The 18,305-nt window shown below is 68.2% G+C and carries 14 protein-coding genes, 1 tRNA gene and 1 pseudogene; 7 read left to right on the top strand and 9 right to left on the bottom strand.

Annotation, left to right across the window (positions count from 1 at the left end):
- From H5J30_RS04180 to H5J30_RS04170, 3 genes are all read right to left on the bottom strand, one after another.
- Nucleotides 1–851: toll/interleukin-1 receptor domain-containing protein (locus tag H5J30_RS04180; RefSeq protein ID WP_181785784.1), on the bottom strand; the 851-nt coding region annotated here is incomplete at its 3' end.
- A gap of 90 nt (nt 852–941) precedes the next feature.
- The gene (locus H5J30_RS04175; protein ID WP_181785783.1) at nt 942–1,928 is read right to left on the bottom strand and encodes a phosphotransferase family protein; all 987 of its coding nucleotides are present in this window, start codon (nt 1,926–1,928) and stop codon (nt 942–944) included.
- Nucleotides 1,929–2,692: 764 nt separating this feature from the next.
- Nucleotides 2,693–2,896, bottom strand: coding sequence for a hypothetical protein (locus H5J30_RS04170; RefSeq protein WP_181785782.1), 204 nt, complete (start codon nt 2,894–2,896; stop codon nt 2,693–2,695).
- A gap of 753 nt (nt 2,897–3,649) precedes the next feature.
- Here H5J30_RS04170 and H5J30_RS04165 point away from each other — a divergent pair.
- From H5J30_RS04165 to H5J30_RS04145, 5 genes are all read left to right on the top strand, one after another.
- Nucleotides 3,650–4,339, top strand: coding sequence for a KpnI family restriction enzyme N-terminal domain-containing protein (locus H5J30_RS04165; protein WP_181785781.1), 690 nt, complete (start codon nt 3,650–3,652; stop codon nt 4,337–4,339).
- A 62-nt stretch (nt 4,340–4,401) separates the two neighbouring features.
- A complete protein-coding gene (locus H5J30_RS04160; RefSeq protein ID WP_181785780.1) occupies nt 4,402–5,817 on the top strand; it encodes a transcriptional regulator in 1,416 nt (471 codons plus the stop codon).
- Nucleotides 5,818–7,632 carry a DEAD/DEAH box helicase gene (locus H5J30_RS04155; protein ID WP_181785779.1) on the top strand — a complete coding sequence of 605 codons (1,815 nt, stop codon included), beginning with the start codon at nt 5,818–5,820 and terminating at the stop codon, nt 7,630–7,632.
- 231 nt (nt 7,633–7,863) lie between these two features.
- On the top strand, nt 7,864–8,826 hold the full coding sequence (locus H5J30_RS04150; RefSeq protein ID WP_181785778.1) for a NaeI family type II restriction endonuclease: 963 nt from the start codon (nt 7,864–7,866) through the stop codon (nt 8,824–8,826).
- Nucleotides 8,823–9,347 (top strand): very short patch repair endonuclease, encoded by a 525-nt coding sequence (locus tag H5J30_RS04145; RefSeq protein ID WP_181785777.1) that lies wholly within the window; start codon nt 8,823–8,825, stop codon nt 9,345–9,347. Before H5J30_RS04150 ends, H5J30_RS04145 begins: the two co-directional genes overlap by 4 nt.
- Nucleotides 9,348–9,355: 8 nt before the next feature.
- Here H5J30_RS04145 and H5J30_RS04140 read toward each other — a convergent pair whose 3' ends face one another.
- From H5J30_RS04140 to H5J30_RS04130, 3 genes are all read right to left on the bottom strand, one after another.
- A complete protein-coding gene (locus tag H5J30_RS04140; protein WP_181785776.1) occupies nt 9,356–10,645 on the bottom strand; it encodes a DNA cytosine methyltransferase in 1,290 nt (429 codons plus the stop codon).
- A gap of 1,303 nt (nt 10,646–11,948) precedes the next feature.
- A tRNA-Pro gene (locus H5J30_RS04135) sits at nt 11,949–12,022 on the bottom strand.
- 12 nt (nt 12,023–12,034) lie between these two features.
- Nucleotides 12,035–13,006, bottom strand: coding sequence for a metallophosphoesterase (locus tag H5J30_RS04130; protein WP_181785775.1), 972 nt, complete (start codon nt 13,004–13,006; stop codon nt 12,035–12,037).
- Between the two features lie 94 nt (nt 13,007–13,100).
- Here H5J30_RS04130 and H5J30_RS04125 point away from each other — a divergent pair, with 94 nt between their 5' ends.
- A complete protein-coding gene (locus H5J30_RS04125) occupies nt 13,101–13,568 on the top strand; it encodes a GatB/YqeY domain-containing protein (RefSeq protein WP_181785774.1) in 468 nt (155 codons plus the stop codon).
- Between the two features lie 111 nt (nt 13,569–13,679).
- Here H5J30_RS04125 and H5J30_RS04120 read toward each other — a convergent pair whose 3' ends face one another.
- Nucleotides 13,680–15,980: a transglycosylase domain-containing protein gene (locus tag H5J30_RS04120; RefSeq protein ID WP_181785773.1), complete on the bottom strand. Its 2,301-nt coding sequence runs from the start codon at nt 15,978–15,980 to the stop codon at nt 13,680–13,682.
- A gap of 387 nt (nt 15,981–16,367) precedes the next feature.
- Here H5J30_RS04120 and H5J30_RS04115 point away from each other — a divergent pair, with 387 nt between their 5' ends.
- Nucleotides 16,368–16,724, top strand: coding sequence for a WhiB family transcriptional regulator (locus tag H5J30_RS04115; RefSeq protein WP_181785772.1), 357 nt, complete (start codon nt 16,368–16,370; stop codon nt 16,722–16,724).
- Nucleotides 16,725–16,891: 167 nt separating this feature from the next.
- On the opposite strand, the gene bagB is transcribed toward H5J30_RS04115, so the two are convergent.
- Together bagB and H5J30_RS36375 are read right to left on the bottom strand one after the other, a co-directional pair.
- A complete protein-coding gene (gene bagB / locus H5J30_RS04110) occupies nt 16,892–18,136 on the bottom strand; it encodes an ATPase BagB (RefSeq protein WP_181785771.1) in 1,245 nt (414 codons plus the stop codon).
- Nucleotides 18,133–18,305: pseudogene (locus H5J30_RS36375) on the bottom strand (ATPase); the annotation flags it as partial. The gene bagB and the pseudogene H5J30_RS36375, both read right to left, overlap by 4 nt.

Here is an 18,305-nt window from a genome sequence, read left to right as displayed (position 1 = left end):
TCCCGGAGGCGGCGGAGCAGATCGAGTTCGACGTGCCCGGGGAGTGCGCCCGTACGGGCGTCGAAATGCCAGGTGCTCGCCAGCAGGAAGTGCCGGTCGCCGCGGACCAGAATGGGAAAGAAGGGGCGGCTGTGGCGCTGCCCCTCCAGGATTTCCCGGGTGATGTCCTCGGAGTTCTCGGCCTCCGGGGACATCAGGACGACGATCCCCAGCGCGTGCCGGATCTGCGCGCGTATCGTCCACAGCACATCGTCGCCCCACGTCAGATGGCTGATGGACCATACGGGAAGGCCGGCCCGGGACAGCGCGGGCAGCAACCGGCGCGCATAGTCACTTTCCTGACGCGCGTAGCAGACGACGAAGGAGGGCTCTGCCGGTACGTCGACGGAACGGGCGGCCCGGTCGCGTAGCGCCATGGCCTCCGACTCGACGTCGCCGCGGGCCCCTTCGCCCAGGATCACCCGGGCCAACTCGCTCACCTTGTCGTGGAAAGCCTGCCCGGCGGCATCCCGGAAATCGACCCATAATCGGGTGGCGGCGAAAGGCAGCGCACCGATATCGACGTCGCTGTGGAGTACGGGAATGAGCCGCAGCCCGCGCTCCGTCGAGGCGGTCAGCAGCGCCGCGTACTCCTGCAGCACCCAGGGCTTGTGCACGGCCACCGGGCTGAGCACCTGAATTCCGTGCGTGGAACGGCGTATGGCCGCTTCCAGCTGATGGACGACGACATCGCCGGGCAGCAGACTGCACTCGTCGAAGAAGACCCGCACCCCGTTGCGCCGGAGCCCCGCCGCCAGTTCCCCCGCCCACGCGCGATCCTCCGCCGCGTAGGAGATGAAGACGTCCGCCACGCCGTTCCCCTTCGCCGAGACGCGCCATCGCTCCGCATGTCCAGCATACGGGCAGGAGCGGCGCGTGCGCCGTGAGTGAGCGGGGCGAGGTCAGCGACGGGTGCGGCCGAACAGGGCCATGGCCTCGTCGAGGCGGATACGGGCCCAGTCGTACTGCCTGCTGTCGGTGTGCCCCCGGTACACGGTCTCGATGACCATGATCAGCATCAGATGCAGGCAGTACAGGCGGCGGCGCACCTGCTGGGTGCCGGTCAGCTCCGGGTGGCCGTATCCCCGCATGAAGGGCTCCGGGTGGCCGAAGTCCGCCAACTGGGTGCCGGCGAAGCCGGACTCGATCAACGGGTCGCCGAAGAAGGCGCGTTCATGGTCGATGACCCCGACGATCCTGCCGTCGCGGACCATGACGTTGCCGGCCCACAGGTCCCACTCGACGAGGCGCGGCTCGGTCACCTCGTCGAGGCTGCCGGCGTGGGCGTCGAAGACGGCGCGCACGGCGCCGTAGTCCCAGCCGAGGTCGACGCCCCGGCGCTCGCCGTCGGCGAGGACGTCCTCGACCATCCCGCTGAACACCGCCCGCCAACTCGGCCCCCCGGGCCCGGCGAGCGGCCCGAAGGCGTCCCCGCGGACGGAGTTGATCTCCCGGTTGGCCGCACCGACCTGCTCCATCAGGGAGTCGCGCGCGGCAGCGGGAAGGTGCTTCGCGACGACGCCGAGGTTGTCGCCGTCGATGTACGGCATGAAGAAGTAGTCGGCGTCGCACACCTCGCGACTCCGGTCGGCGAAGTCGACGGCGGGAACCGGCACGGAGGTACGCGTACGCAGCAACTCCAGCATGCGCAGCTCGACCGCCATGGCACCGCGCTCGTACGTCATCACCTCCACCCGCGGCGGCGGAGCGATCTTCACCACGACCTCGGCCCCGTCCCGCAGCCGGATGCGATACGCGACGTTGAACCACCCGTGCCCCAGCTCGGCGGCCCACCCGTCCCCGGCGGGGACCCGGTCGTCACCGTAGGCGCGCCCGACCATGGCACGCAGGGCGGCGGCGGACTGCCTGTTCTTGGTGATGCTCTCCACGCCCGATCCCTTCGTCGAAGACGGCCCGGCGAGAACACCTGAGGCATGCCCGGAAAACGATCAGGAAAGCGCGTCCAACGGCCCTACACAGCAGATCAGGCCCGGTGCTGATCTCTCAGCGCCGAGCCTGACGTGATGTTCACGGTCGGGGTGGCGGGATTTGAACCCACGACCTCTTCGTCCCGGACGAGGGCCGGCCGGAGTGGCGCCGGCGGGATCGCGTTTGCGTCTTTCAGCCGTTGGAGCCAGCCCTTCTCGGGTGGGTGGACCGAGAGTGGCTCGGGCAGGGGGTGGCCTGCGATGGCTGACGGCGCCCTGAACTGCCTCTGGTCAGAGATGCAAGATCAGGTCGGCGAGGGTCTGCAGCAGCCAAAGGGCGGCCACCCCCGCAACTGCTGACACCGCGCCCTTCAGAGCCTGAACCGTGAGTGCCCAGCGGAGGAACCGCATCCGACGCTGCGTCTGCGGCGAGGGCCACTTCCGTGCCTCCCTTCCGGAGCGCGCGCCGGCGGGAGGAAGGCGGTAGCGGGCAGTCTTGATCTTCCTGGCGAGGAACGCCAGGGCAGCCTTACACTTCAACTGAAGCTCCTGATCAGTGGACTAGTCGGGATGTTTCCGCGGGGAAGGTGCCGGCTCAGGTTGGTAGCCAGGTGGCCGGGCCTTTCCCGTGCAAGGTTTGACGATACGCAATGGCGCACATTGGGTGATGAAATTCAGTGGAAATATTCGGCTCCTTCCGTCGCCGACTGGGATTTCAGCACAGTTTATCCAGGCTGCACGCGGAGCATGGCGAGGGCGACCGCGACCTCTGTCGAATCCTTTCCGGCTCTTGCTGAATGGCGGATAAGCGCCTCCGTTTCTCCCTTCATCCCGGCATGGGCCAGCTCGTCAGCCGCATGGGCGATTTCCGCCTCTCCCCACGAGATGGCCAGGTTGGCCAGCAGGGCAACTCTTCCCTCGATCTTCAATTCGGCGAGCGCCCCCGGGAGGTCCGGAGATGCCTCGGCCCGGCCTGATCCTGCGGGTGTGCTGCGGCTGTTGCGCCGGTCCCCCGCGTCCGACGCCTCCCTGTTGCGCCGGTCCCCCTGCGGGCAGAGGCATTTGGCCGAGGGGTGCCCGTTCGACCGCTGGGCCGCGCACAGCAGTGCTTGGAGCTCGGGCGGTCCAGGTGCATGCGCCGTCCCACCGGCATGCCGTTCTGCCAGCTCGGACATGCGGCACACCGCTTCCGAGCTGGGAAGCCGCCGCCCGTGGAGCCAGTGGGACAACTGGGACGGTGAAACGTGCAGGGCCTCCGCCTTGACGCGCAAAGCGGCTCCCGGCCGGACGTATTGGATGGCGATCCGCAGGGCTGAGGCAAACTCCCTCACTTCATGAGTGGTGCCGGATGCGTACGAACTTCCGATATGGCCTGAAGCTGGCACGGTGAAATGACCCCTTCCGGTGGCCAGGGGGTTGTGTGCGGAGGGCGACTGATCGGCCTGAGTCTATCCCTTCGCAGGCGGCGAGTCCCGGGTTCCGCGCTTGCCGGGCGGACCATTTTTGATAGGAGGGGAAATGGCTGAAACCTCGCATCCCGGGGCAATTCGGATGGTCATCTGTACTGAGACTGTAAAGATGGCTGACCGCTGGAATCGGTAGCGCCTTCCGTGCTATCAATGGATGGCTGTGTGTAGAACTGTAGGCATCTCTTGGCACCCTCCTGAGGAGGTTTCCTTCGAATGGAAGCACCCCTGCTGTCATGGCTGGATCCCACCCTGGGGACGATGAAGCGTGCCGCGCTGTGGCTCGTGTCCGAGGTCGGAGTGGGCAAGACGTTCACCAAAGAGCAGCTTCGCGCCGCCTTCCCAGGCGTCTCGCAGGTCGACCGCCGCATGAGGGACCTGCGGGACTTCGGCTGGCGGATCGACACGAACCGCGAGGACGCGACGCTTGACCCCCATGAGCAGCGGTTCGTCGAGCAGGGTGATCCGGTCTGGTTGCCGGGGCGTGCAACGCGCAGGGCCGGCACCGCAGCCATCGGTGCAGGGCGGCGGCGCGAGGTACTGGCGAGGGACGGGAACATGTGCCGCTCGTGCGGCATCACCCCCGGCGGGCTGTACGACGGCACAGACGAAGCTGCCCAGCTCGATATCGCACGGAGAGAAGTCGTCAAGCCCGGTGGAGTCCGGACGACGGAGTTGGTCACTGAGTGCCGGCGATGCAGGGTCGGCGGCCGGTCGCTAGTTGCGGATCTCGATGAGGTCATCAGGGCGGCGTCGGCGCTCAGCCCCTCGGAACGAAGCATCCTGGCAGGCTGGCTGGAAGACGACCAGCGGAATTTCACACCTCTGGAGCGGCTCTGGAGTGCTTACCGCTCCCTGCCTGAGCAGTCGCGAGCGCAGCTCCGCTCGCACATCGGTGCCGCCTGAAGCCGATCTCAGTGCACAGAGGCACCCGGACAACCAGACGTAGGGAAGTCAGGAGCAAGGAAATGGCCCAGGGCTACGGTCTGCCGCCGATTGCTGAGGAGAACCGCGCGCTCGTCCGGTCCCGTTTGCAGGAAGTCGAGGCGGGCAGCGGTCCTCGCGAAACCCTCACGGTGGAGTGGCGCGGAAAGCCTGAGCATCTGGAAGTGATTCAGATGCCGGCAGGGAACCTCTACTACAACCCCGCCACTCACCGCATCCGCGCCCAGTCCAGCCACGACCCCAAGCAGGCGGCGGCGCTGGCTGACGACCCCTGGAGCAGCGAGAGCCAGTCCTACCTGGACCGGTTGCTTCAGGTGCTTCCCGCAGACCCGGCAAAAACCGATCCGGAGTTCGACGAGCTGGTCGCCAGCCTCAAGGAGTACGGCCAGACGGATCCCGGCCTGATTACTCGCGAGGGCATCCTCGTCAACGGCAACACCCGCCGTGCAGGGCTGATGCAGTTGTACGGACCCACGCACGCGATGAGAGTGGCTGTCCTGCCGGAGAGCTGCGACTGGCAGGACATCGCGGCGATCGAACTGTCCCTGCAACTGCGCAAGGAGCACCGCCGGGATTACTCATACATCAACCGGCTCCTTGCTGTGCAGGAACTTGTCGACCAGGGAACGCCCTTGGCGGTCATCGCCTCGACCTTCCGTACGACGGCAGAGCGGTGCCGGCAGGACCAGTGGGTGCTGGCGAACATCGAGTCGCTGATCGAACGCAGCAAGTCGACCGGCGGCCAATTGTCCCTAGTGGCGTTCGAGGACCAGGCAGAGAAGTTCCGCGAACTCCAGCGTGCCTATGCCAAGCAGTATGCAACGAATCCGGAGAAGGCTGAGTTGCTGCTGGAGAACCGGCTTGCGGCCATGCTGCTCGGGTTCGCTAAGACCGATGTCCGGTTCATCGACCATGCCTTCAGCAAGCGCTACCTGTCGAAGACCCTTCGAGAGGGCAGTGCACCGGCTGAGCCTGCTGCAAGTACCACCATCCCCGGATTGGACCGGCAGGTGAAGGGCCCGACTGGCGAACTCAGTTCAGCCAGGTCCCTGACCGACACCGTCCTGCGTTTGCGGGTCGCTACCCAGTCTGGCGGATCTGTTCCGCCGGAAGCTGCGGACGAGGCGCAGAAGGAGGAGAGAAGGCTGCGCGAAGCGATGGACGAAGCCATCAGCTCCGCCGGCCGTGATGCGCGCATCCAGAAGCGCAAGCAGGCTGCTCCCGCCCGGCTGGCTGATGCAGGCAGGGACATCGACCAGTGCATCACCGACCTCGTCATGTCCCGCGCTCAGAGCAGCCTTGACGAGGATGCCTTCGACGACGCGGTGACCGACCTCCGGAGGAAGCTGCGGAACCTCGCGCTTGAGGCCAAGCGCACCGTGCAGGATCCCGGTGACGGAGTGGCTTGGCTCATCGAGACCCTCGGGAAGGCGCGCTAGATGGCGGACGAACCCAGTCTAACGATCGGGTTCGACGTCACGCGTACCCAAGCATCGCTGAGGACTGTGCCTGCCTGCCGCAGCGCTCTCGGGCAGATGATCGCCAGCTTTCCCAGCGGGCGGATGACAGACCGGTTGTCGGCAGCAGTCCCAGTGGACAGCTTCCTCGCCAGCATCGGCGCATTGGCTTCCTGGCCTGAACCGGAGACCGTCGTCTGGGAGGAGGACTTCCGGCTCCTCGTCACGGAACTGCTCGACACCGCTGACGCGGCCGAGGAACTGCTCAGCGGTGAGGTCGGTGAGGATGCCGTCGCAGCCGACCAGGTGCTCGCCCTGCTCGGGGAGTGCTGGAAGGCACCTCTGGCCCCGTTCCAACTGCGAGACGCGGCCAGGCTGCTCTCGATGGGCAACGGGGCCAACTTCAGCGTGCCCGGAGCAGGGAAGACCCGGGTCTCCCTGGCCGTCTTCTCAGCGCTGAGGGAGCGGGGCGAGGTGTCCCGCATCCTCGTGGTGAGCCCGAGGTCGGCGTTCGAAGCATGGCAGTACGAAGCCGGCGCATGCTTTGCCGAACCACTCGCGGTGGAGATGCTGGGTAAGAGCGCTCCTGCTTCTGCCGACCTCCTCATCGTCAATTACGAGCGGCTGCACCGGGCACTGCCTGCCCTCTCCCATTGGCTCCGCGCAGCTCCCGCGATGCTTGTCGTCGACGAGGCCCACCGGATGAAGTTGGGGGGGGTAGGCGTCTGGGGCGCAGCCTGCCTTGCACTCGGCCCGCTCAGCCGTGTCCGGATGATCCTCAGCGGTACGCCGGCGCCGAACGGCGCCAAGGACTTGGAGAACCTCCTGTCCTTCGTCTGGCCAGGCCACGGGCGCAGGGTGGTGACCCAGGCAGTCGACGGCGGTGACCTCGCCTATGCCAGCCAGGTGCTGAGGCCCATGTTCACGCGTACGACCAAAGCGGAGTTGGGCCTGCCGCCGGTAGAGATTCGAATGCGCCGCCTGGCGATGCCGCCACTGCACGAAGAGATCTACGAGGCTCTGAAGGCAGGGGGCAAGGTCTCTGCGAGGGCGGCTGCCGATCACATGGACTTCCAGGCTCTCGGCAAAGCGGTGCTGCGCATGCTGATGGCCGCGACCAGCCCGGCTCTGCTGGTAGGCGGCTCCACTCGGTATGAGCCCCTTGAGTTCCGCGTCCCGCCGCTGCAGGCTTCAGAGGACTCCTCTCTCTCGGCTCTCCTCCACCGCCTTCCGCAGTACGAGCTGCCACCCAAGTACAAGGAAGCCTTGGCCATCGTCGCTGAGAATGCCTCAATGGGGCGGAAGACCCTGGTCTGGGCGAGCTTCGTGCGCAGCATCACCTCCCTGCAGCGGCTATTGGAGCCCTTCCAGCCTGCGGTGGTGCACGGCGGTACCCAGGACCGGGAGTCGGAGCTCCGCCGGTTCAGAGAGGATCCCGACTGCACCGTCCTGGTCTCGAACCCTGCGACGCTCGGTGAGGGCATCAGCCTGCATCAGGTATGCCACGACGCGGTCTACATAGATCGCGATTTCCAGGCCGGGCGCTTCCTCCAGAGCATGGATCGAATCCACCGTCTTGGGCTGAGCCCTGGAGTGGAGACGCGGATCACTGTGCTCGCAGCTGCGGGCACCGTCGACGAGATCGTTGCCATGAGGTTGGCAGAGAAGCTGGACTTCATGGGCAAGATCCTCGATGATCCCGCAGTGCGCGAACTCAGCGACCCAGAGGAGGAAGCTCCTGTGGCCGCGGGGATGAATGCGGCGGATCTGCGGGCTGTGCTGGAACATCTCGACTGAGGCCGACTGCGCGGGCACGGTTCGCAGGCATCCTCCCGCTACCATCGCTGAATGCTGCAGACGCGGCTCCGGTACCAGCGCCAACCTCGGCAAGGAGGCCGACAGGGCAGCGAGACCGTTTCGTTGTCGTCCGTGCTGAGTGCAGCCGGCTCCTCCAGCACAGCTGAGATCAGCCGCTGATTCTTGCGGAGGGGCTGCCCCGCTTGCCCGCGGCATCGATAGAGTCCCGCCGTGGATGGCGACGGAACGAGTATGCAGGCCCCGCTGTGGCCCCTCGGCGACGACGGCAGCCAGGAGGACCCCCAACTGGACACCGTAGCGCGATACCTCCTTGCAGCTGACCCCGACGGCCGCAGGATGGCGGCGGCGGTCCGGCGCAGCATCGACATGCTCTTGGACGGCCAGCACACGGGCCGCTACCGCTGGACTCAGCTGTTCAAGACGGAGAAGGCGCACCTTGGCACCCTGATCGAGATCAATCTGCAGCGCGAGTTCGGGTTCGCCGACGGCCGCGACATGGACTACTCGATCGCCGGGATCGACGTCGACTGCAAGTACTCCCAGACTCGGGGTGCCTGGATGATCCCCCCGGAGGCGTGTGGCCACCTGCTGCTCGCGGTCTGGGCCAGCGACGAGCAGGCGAGCTGGTCAGCCGGCCTTGTCCGCGCACTGCCCGAGCGGCTGAACAGCGGCGGCAACCGGGACGCCAAGAAGACGCTGAACGCAGCGGGGCGCCAGGCAGTGAGGTGGCTTTTCGACCACGCCCCGCTTCAGGAGAACATGCTGCTGCGGTTGTCCGAAGGGGACATCGAGGCGATCTTCTCCCATAGGAGCGGGCAGCGGAGGGTGGACGAGCTCTTCCTACGCGCCCAAGGCCGACGGGTCAGCCGGACCGTAGTCGCTACCGTGGCCATGCAGGAGGACTACATGAAGCGGATCCGCTACAACGGGGGATCGCGATCGCGGCTCCAACCCCGCGGCATCGTTATCCTGGGCCACTACTCCAGCCACGGCCGGATCGCTGAGCTACTCGGCTTGCCAGTGCCCGGTCCGGGAGAGTCCGTGAGTGCGCGGTTCGCTGAGGCGCGGCCGGAGCATGGGGCTGCTCCGCGAGTCGAACTCGAAGGGCGGGCGTGGGTCCTCGCCGGGCCTGCTGATCCAGAGCAGGCTGTACCGAAGTTGCCGGAGATATGACCAAGCAGGAAGCAGCGGGAGAGCCCGCACAGTGGCAACCCCCCGAGGGGTCGTGGGCTTCGTCGGCGGCGAACCGGCGGAGCATGCTCGGGAACCGCAATCGCGACACAGCACCCGAGCTCCTTCTGCGCTCGCTGGTGCACGCTGCGGGGCTCCGCTACCGCGTCGCTGCCAAGCCGCTCCCGAAAATGCGCCGTACGGCTGACATGGTATTCCGGCCTGTGAAGGTGGCCGTCTTCATCGACGGCTGCTTCTGGCACGGCTGTCCGGAGCATTTCGTCATGCCCAAGACCAACCGGCCGTACTGGGAGGACAAGATCGGACGCAACGTCCAACGCGACCGCGATACGGACGACCGACTTGCCGAGGCCGGCTGGCTTGTGCTCCGCTTCTGGGAGCATCTCGAGCCGGAGGCGTGCGCTCGCACTGTTGTCGACGCGGTCAACGCGCGGCGGCAGGAGGCTGCGGCCCCGAACCAGCTTGGGCAACCCGATCCTGCCGCCGGGCGGCGAAGGAAGTAGCACAGTGGTCAGCTGATCTTCGCCTGGTTCACCGCGAAGAGCTCATGCCTCTGATGGCCCTCCTGGCCGACGAATGCCCTGAACTCGCCGAGCTTGTATCCCAGGGCACCGCTTGAGCGCGGGACGCGCGCGATAATGAAATCCCGCTCCAGGTGGGCGAGATGCCTCTCGACCTCCGGCTCGGTCAGTTGCTGCCCCTGCTTGGCGAGCCGCTTGATGATCTGGTCGACGCCGAGGGGGCGCTCCATGCCGCGGAGCAGCTTGTACACCGGGTCGTGGACGGTCTCTGTCGCCTCTACGAGTTCGTTTCGCTTGCCCTCCTGCCGCAGGGCTCGGGCGATGGACTGACCGACTGCTTCGGCGACGGGCGGCGGAAAGGCATTGCCCACCTGCCGGTAGGTGGTTGTCTTGCGGCCTTCGAAGAACCACTTGTCCTCGGGCTTCCAGCCTTGGATGCGTGCGACCATATCGACAGTGAGTCTCGGTCCCGGCTTGCCCGCGGCCGGCTTCCAGCCAGGTCCGGGGGCTTCGTCGGCGACACCCATGGCATCTACGCCGAGCTTCGCCCACGCCGCCTTGGCGCGGGTCGGGCCGAGGTCTGCGCCACCGTGCTTCTTCGACCCGCCGACGATGGTGGGTGCGATGTCGTCGGCCTTGTCCGCCCAGGCGCGGGCACCTTCCCATCCCCTGGCTGCCATCAGGTCGTAGAGAGTCTCACCTACGGTCGGACGGACACCAGCAGACACCTCTGGCCAGGAGAAATACCTCGCGTAGTCGGGTCGCAGCGCTACGAGCACGAAGCGCGGGCGGAGCTGGGGGACGCCGAAGTCGGAAGCATGCAGCAGCCTCCACTGCGCCGCGTAGCCTGCGCTCTGCAAGGTGTCCAGGACGTTCTGGCGGTATGCCGCGAAGCGGTTGGCACTCAGCCCTCGGACGTTCTCCAGCAGGAGCGCTTTCGGCTGCACTCGCTCGGCAAGGTTGACTGCCCAGGCGAACAGGTCACGTTCATCTGTTGCCCCGAGTTGCTTGCCTGCGATGGTGAACGGGGGGCAGGGGACACCGCCCGCGAGCAGGTCCAGTGGCTCGTCGTTCACGGTGCGGTAGTCCTCAGGCGTCCACTTTTCGGGATCTGCGACATCGCCTTCAACCACGTGCCAGGCTGCACGGTTCCGGCGGAGCGTTGCGGCGGCGTTCGCATCGAGCTCTACCGCAAGGGTGTGCTCGAAGCCTGCGCGCTCCAGACCGAGGGCCTGTCCACCCGCCCCCGCGCAGATCTCGACCACATTCAGATCCCTCATTCGTCCTCCATACACGCGCACTTCCCACCGCCTGCTCGGCTGCACGGCAGGCCGGACTCGAACATGCGAACGAGCCAGTCTGTCGCATGAACATCTCAGCTGTGCGGCAGGAAGTCCACCGGGACTGGGATGTGCAGCTGACCGCGAACGCGACCAGTGGGAACGCCTAGTCTAGGGGGCACGGAACCTGAGGGCCGGGGCTCGCCAGACGGCTGCGCAAGAGGATCGGAGGTGCAGCGGTTAGAAGCGGCTCACCAGTGAGTTTCCGCCTCTGCGACACCTGGGGGAATCGCATCTCCGGTTATCCACAGGCCATAGCCTGTGGATAACCGCGGTACGGCGCACTGCGGAGCGGGAGCAACGGAAGTCTTCCTCGGTGTGGATGTGCGGCCGAAGTGCGCCGCGCACAGGCGGACTGGGATGGCAGCGTTGCGGGGGCGGGCGTGTCTCTTTGCTGCAGACGGCAAGGGGTCGTACCTGGTGGCAGGAATACGGAATGCAGGCTGTCGGCGTTGAGGGGGGCGTTCGCAGTCGGCTGCTTGGTGCGCCCGCGAGGCCCTTGGCGGCCAGCGCCGCATATCGGCGATGAGTGCTCGGCCGGGACGGATGCGGGTGCCGGGGTGATCGGCGGTCCCACCGGAGGTGATCCTGGATCCAGGCCCTATGGGCTCACCGCCCTCCGGGACATCGTGTGGAGGGCTCCGGGAGGGCGCAACGAAGGCCCCGCGATTGCTCCGGATGGGCTCCCGGAGGGCGTCCGCCCCTCATGCTGCGGTCGAGCGGGCGGCTGGGGTCGGGCCGGTTCGTCTTCTGGTGGCTGGTCCAGGGACATTGCCCGCCGGATCGGCTGCCATCCGCGAGGCCTGAGATCCGTCGGGAGCGATGACTGAGAATTTCACCGCAGAGGCAAGCCGCAGATGTCTCCCCCTGATGGCGCAAGTCGAGGGGGTTTCGGTCTGCCGTCCCGGTGCAGCATGCCGAACCTGTGCTTGGTGACGGCAGCGGGCTGGCAGACGGTCTTCGGAAGGCGGTCGGCCAACGTCCGGTCCCACGTGGTGCGGAGGAACACGACGGACAGGACGGCGCCCCGCTCGGCTGCCGTTGAACACGGTCTGTTTGCACGCGGCGCTCGTCGAGCAGGAGGTCTCAGCGTGCCTGTTCCTTGTCCTCGATACGGGTTGCAGGCAAGTCCGCGTGGGAGAAGTCAACCAAAGATCTTCTCCTGGTGTTCTCCCGGCCTCCAGAAAACACTCAGGGGCCCGATCCATCAAGTGGATCAAGCCCCTGACCTGGTGCTTTGCTGTCGGGGTGGCGGGATTTGAACCCACGACCTCTTCGTCCCGAACGAAGCGCGCTGCCAAGCTGCGCCACACCCCGTGACTGCGAGCCCTACTGTAGCCCACCCGGGCGGGTCGGGTGAAATTCGTTTTCGGGGGTGGGGGTCAGGGTGAGGAGGGTGGCTTCGGGGGGGCAGGCGAAGCGGAGGGGGGTGTAGCGGTTGGCGCCGCAGCCGGCGGAGACGTGGAGGGCTGCGCGGCGGGAGCCGGCGGTGTGGGTGGAGAGGCCCTTGACGCGGTTGGTGTCCAGGTCGCAGTTGGTCACCAGGGCGCCGTAGAAGGGGATGCAGAGCTGGCCGCCGTGGGTGTGGCCGGCGAGGATCAGGGGGTAGCCGTCGGCCGTGAAGGCGTCGAGGACGCGCAGGTACGGGGCGTGGACCAGGGCGAGGGAGAAGTCCGCCTCCGGGTCGGGGCCGCCGGCGACCGCGGTGTAGCGGTCGTGCTTGATGTGCGGGTCGTCCAGGCCCGTCAGGCCCAGGACCGCGCCGCTGTCCAGCTTGAGCCGGCCGCGGCTGTTGTCCAGGCCCACCCAGCCCGCCGCGTCGAAGGCGTCGCGCATGCCCTCCCAGGGGTTGCGGGGGACGCTGTGGCGGAGGCGGTTGCGGCCGTTGAGGCCGTGTATGCCGCGGGCCTTCTCGATCAGGTAGCGGCCGGGGTTCCGGAAGGTCGGCGCGTAGTAGTCGTTCGAGCCGAAGACGTACGTCCCCGGGAACTCCATCAGCGGGCCCAGTGCGTCCAGCAGCTCCGGTACCGCGTCGGGGTCCGACAGGTTGTCGCCGGTGTTCACCACCAGGTCCGGCCGCAGGCCCGCCAGTGAATGCAGCCAGCGCCGCTTCGCCTGCTGGCCCGAGACCATGTGGATGTCCGAGATCTGCAGCACGCGCAGGGGGTGCATGCCCTCCGGGAGTACGGGGACGGTGACCCGGCGGACGCGGAAGGCGCGGGGTTCGACCACGGCCGCGTAGGCGACGCCGCCGGCCGAGAGAGCGGCCAGGCCCAGGGGCACTCCGTATCGCGCGCGCATCCTCCTATCGTCGCAGAGGCGCGGGGTGCGGGTGGCCAGGGGCCGGATCCCGCGGCGTCGGCGGGCTGTCGGGGCGGCATGGGAGACTCCGACCATGACCACGCTCAAGTCGAAGCTGCAGGACGACCTCACGGCGGCCATCAAGGGCCGGGACGAGCTGCGTGCCGCCACCCTCCGGATGACGCTCACCGCGATCACGAAGGAGGAGGTCGCCGGCAAGGAGGCGCGGGTGCTCTCCGACGACGAGGTGCTGAAGGTGATCACCCACGAGGCCAAGAAGCGGCGCGAGGCCGCGGAGGCGTTCGCGCAGGGTGGTCGTACGGAGTCCGCCGAGCGGGAGCGCGCGGAGGGCGAGGTGCTCGCGGACTACCTGCCGAAGCAGCTCGGTGACGAGGAGCTGGGTGCGCTGGTCGAGGAGGCCGTCGCGGAGGCGAAGGCGGGCGGGGCCGAGGGGCCGCGGGCCATGGGCGCCGTGATGAAGATCGTGAACCCCAAGGTCGCCGGGCGGGCCGAGGGCGGGCGCGTGGCCGCCGCCGTCAAGCGCGCTCTCGCCGGGGGGTGACCGAGGAGGTGGCCCCCGGGGTGATCTCCGGGGTCACCGCCGGGGCTGCTGCCGCCGGGCCCTGAGCTGCTGGGCGGGGGGCTTCCAGCGGTGCCCGCCCGCCTGCCGTGCTCACCTGCCGTCCGGCCAGCCTCCGGTCCCGCCGCCGTCCGACCAGCCGCCGTCCAGCGCGCCCCCGTCGAGGGTGCCGCCGCCGTCGGCCGTGCCGCCGCCGGGGCCGCCGCCTCCGGGTCCGCCGTTGCCGCCGCCGTTTCCGTTGTTGCCGCCGATGAGGCCGCCGAGCGGGTTCTCGGGCTTGTCGTCGTCCTCTTCGTCTTCGTCATCGTCGTCCCTGCCCTTGTCCGGGCGGTCCGCCGCGACCGGGACCTTGTACAGCGGCGGCGATGTCTTGCCCGCCAGGGCGCCGTCCATGGCGTCGCGCCAGATGGGGCCGGGGACCGCGCCGCCGAAGACGCGGGCGTGGTACGTCGGGCCGATCTGGATGTTCTCCATGGAGACGTCGCCGGTGGGCCCGCCGACCCACACCGCGCCGGCGAGGTCCGCGGTGTAGCCGACGAACCAGGCGGCCTTCCGCTCGTCCGTCGTACCGGTCTTGCCCGCGTTGTCACGCCCGGTCAGCCCCGCCTCCTGGCCGGTGCCGTCCTCGACGACGCCCGACAGCAGCGTGTTGATCGTGCCGGCCGTCTTCTCCGACATGGCGCGCTTGCACTGCGACTTCGGCACCGGGATCTTCTTGCCCCTGGCGTCCTTGATCGACTCGATGGCGACCGGGCTGCAGTACTCGCCGCGGTTGGCGAAGGTCGCGTACGCGCTGGCCATGGCCAGCGGCGCGATGGTCTGGCCGCCGAGGGTGAGCGAGGGGGACTCCTCCAGTTCCTTGCCGTCGCCCCGGATGACGCCCATGCTTTGCGCCAGCTCCTTGACCGGGCAGATGCCGATGTCCGAGATGAGGTCGACGAAGTAGGTGTTGATGGACTTGGCGGTGGCCTCGCGCATGCTGTACGGGCCGACCTCCTCCTCCGTCTCGTTCGCGACGTCCTCGCCGATGCTGTTGACGTACGGCGCGTCGGACTTGCACGTGTCCACCGGGCTCGGATACGGCATCTCGTTCGGCGACGGGTACACCTTCGTGTTCGGCACACCCTTCTCCAGCGCCGCCGCGGCCGTGAACGGCTTGAAGGTGGAGCCGACCTGGAATCCGAAGTTGGACCCGTTCATGGACTTCTCCACGGACAGGTTGAACATCAGCTCGTTCTTGCCCGAGCCGTACGGCCTGGACTGCCCCATCGCGCGGATCTTGCCGGTGCCGGGCTCCACCATGGTCACGGCGGTGGCGACCTTGTCGTCCTGGTAGACGTGGCTGTTGATCGACTCGTTGGCGGATTTCTGGGCCGCCGGGTCGAGCGTGGTGCGGATGGTCAGGCCGCCGCGGTTCCAGCGCTTGAGGCGCTGCTCCCGCGTCTCGCCGAAGCTCTTGTCCTTGAGGAGCACCTCGCGTACGTAGTCGCAGAAGGCCCCGGCGCCGCTGACGGCGGTGGTGCACCCGCTGCGCGGCTGGCTGACCTTGAGGCCCAGCGGCTCCTTCATGGCCTTGTCGGCCTCGGTCCGCGTGACGTAGTCGTTGCCGGCCATGCGCCGCAGCACGGTGTTGCGGCGCTTCTCGGCTTCCTCCGGGTCGTTGATCGGGTCGTACCGGCTCGGGGACTGCACGATGCCGGCGAGCATCGCGGACTCGGCGAGGGTCAGCTTGTCGGCGGACTTGCTGAAGTAGCGCTCGGCGGCGGCCTCGATGCCATATGCCTGCTGGCCGAAGAAGGCGATGTTCAGGTAGTTCTCCAGGATCTCGTCCTTGGTCAGCTCTTTCTCGACCTGGATCGCGTACTTCAGCTCCTGGATCTTGCGCCCGAGGGTCTGCCGGGTGGCCTCGGCGACCTTCTCGGCGTCGTTGCCCGCCTCCTCGACGAAGACGTTCTTCACATACTGCTGGGTGAGGGTGGAGGCGCCTTCGGAGACCGTGCCGGACTGCGCGTTGCTGTTGAGTGCGCGCAGGATGCCCTGGAGGTCGACGGCGCCGTGCTCGTAGAACCGCTCGTCCTCGATCGCGACGATCGCCTGCCGCATCACCGGCGCGATGTCGTCGAACTCGACGACCGTGCGGTTGCGCGAGTAGACGTCGGCCAGATGGCCGCCCTGGCTGTCGAGGATGGTGGTCTTCTGGCTGAGCGGCGGGCGCTTGAGGTCGGTGGGGATGTCGTCGAACTCCGCGACCGTGCCCTTGGCCGTCAGGCCCAGCAGGCCGGCGGCGGGCAGCGCGAGGCCCGCGAGCACGGAGCCTGCGAGGACGCTGACGCCGAGGAACTTCGCGGCTTGCTGCGTGGCGGTGAGTCCGCCGCCCGGGCGCTTGTAGGCCATGGGGCCCACCCTAACTTCTGATTCTCCGGACAGCCGCCCGTCTGTTCGCCTACTCTGTTTTCGGCCACCACCACCGGCCGCGGTCCAGCTCGTCCCTTGATTCACTCCTGTGGGTGATGAGGCTTGACCGAATTGACGACATGTGACGCCCCTGGGTCCGATGTCGAGTCGGCGAACTGCCTGCTTTGACCGGATCGTCCTTGGCTGGGAGGGCTCACTCCGGTGGGTGATCTGGTGCGTACGCATAGTCCGTTCGGGCCATTCAACTTTGGGCCTGACGGGGGTGTTGCGTGGCCGCACTCCTTCCGTAACGTCCTCAACTGGCAACGGTGCATATGCCCTTTGCCGCCGTGGGGGAGCCTCAATTCGGGAGAGGACGGCGCCAGCATGAGCTGGGTTACCGACTGGAGCGCACAGGCAGCCTGCCGCACTGCCGATCCGGACGAACTGTTCGTGCAAGGCGCGGCACAGAACAGAGCCAAGGCGGTCTGCACCGGATGCCCGGTGCGCACCGAGTGCCTCGCCGACGCGCTCGACAACCGCGTCGAGTTCGGCGTGTGGGGAGGCATGACGGAACGCGAGCGGCGGGCGCTGCTGCGCCGCCGGCCGACGGTCACGTCGTGGCGAAGACTGCTGGAGACGGCACGCGAGGAGTACGAGAGCGCCGGGACGCCGCTGCACGAAGGCGTCCTGCACGAGGACGCGCTCCGTGCGGCGGAGGAGCTTCCGGTCGCGGCGGGCTGACCCGGGCTCCGGGGCCGCTGGCCCCGCCGTGAGCCTGCCCGTGTGCCGGTCGTGAGACCGCCGCAAGCCCCGTCGTGAGCCTGCCTTGCGCCCGTTGCCGCCGCTACGGGCCCGAGCGCCGACGTGCGCCGTACGCCCCGGCTACGCTCCCCCACGCGTGCTCCGGCCTACGCGCCCGGCGCCTCCTGCGCCGTCAGCAGCTCCGCCACGTCCCGTAGCCCCGCGAGGTCGTGCACGTCCCCCGGCAGCGCGGCGACCTGGGTCACCGGAACCTCCGGGTGCAGTGCCGCGAAGCGGTCCCGCGTACGGCGCTCGTGCGCCAGCACCTGCATCCGCTCCGCATGCAGCCGCAGCAGCGCCGCGGCACCCTCCGCACCGGTGGTGCCCGTGCTGCCTGTGCCCGTGTCGTCGGTGCTCGCCGTGCCCGTATCCGCCGCCCCCGCGCTCTTCGCGCCGGCGCCCGCGTCGTCCACGCCCCGCTCGTCCAGCGTCTCCGCCGCCGCCAGCGCCCGCTCCGCACTCAGCTGCGCGGCGCCGCTCTCGTGCACCCGGTTGAGCACCAGACCTGCCAGCGGCATCCGGTCGGCTTCGAGCCGTTCGACAAAATATGCCGCCTCCCGCAGCGCGTCCCGCTCCGGCGTCGCCACCACCAGGAAGGCCGTACCCGGTGCCTGCAGCAGCCGGTACGTCGCCTCCGCGCGCGTGCGGAAGCCGCCGAAGAGCGTGTCCATCGCCGCGACGAACGTCTGCACGTCGCGCAGCAGGGAGGCGCCCAGCAGCTTGCCGAGCGTGCCCGTCATCATCGACATCCCGACGTTGAGGAACTTCATCCCCGCCCGGCCGCCCGCCTTCGCCGGCGCGGTCAGCAGTCTGATGAAGCGCCCGTCGAGGAACGAGCCCAGCCGCTTCGGCGCGTCCAGGAAGTCCAGCGCGGAGCGGCTCGGCGGGGTGTCCACGATGATCAGGTCCCAGGAGTCCCGGGCGCGCAGCTGGCCCAGCTTCTCCATCGCCATGTACTCCTGCGTGCCGGCGAAGCCGGCCGACAACGACTGGTAGAAGGGGTTGTCCAGGATGGCGCGCGCCCGGTCGCCCTCCGCGTGCGCCTCGACGATCTCGTCGAAGGTGCGCTTCATGTCGAGCATCATGGCGTGCAGCTCGCCGGGTCCCTCGATGCCCTCGACCTGCCGCGGGCTGTTGTCCAGGGCGTCGATGCCCATGGACTGCGCCAGCCGCTTCGCCGGGTCGATGGTGAGCACGACGACGCGCCGGCCTCGCTCCGCGGCCCGTACGCCGAGGGCGGCGGCCGTCGTCGTCTTGCCGACGCCGCCGGCGCCGCAGCAGACGACGATGCGCGTCTGCGGGTCGTCGAGGAGCGCGTCGGCGTCCAGCCGCGGCGCGGTGTCGAGGCTCATAGGGACCACTGCTTTCCCAGCTCGCCGGAGAGCCGGTAGAGGCCGGCCAGATCCACTCCCTCGGTGAGCAGCGGCAGCTCGTACTGCGGCAGCTCCAGCCGCGCCAGCGCCGCTCGTTGCGTACGTTCCAGGGCCAGCCGCTCCGTATGCTCGCGCGCCTGCTGCAGCA

Source organism: Streptomyces phytophilus, from assembly GCF_013870535.1.
Classification (GTDB): domain Bacteria; phylum Actinomycetota; class Actinomycetes; order Streptomycetales; family Streptomycetaceae; genus Streptomyces; species Streptomyces phytophilus.
The sequence above is the reverse complement of the archived record's forward strand: the minus strand, read 5'-3'. Positions and strand labels throughout refer to the sequence as shown.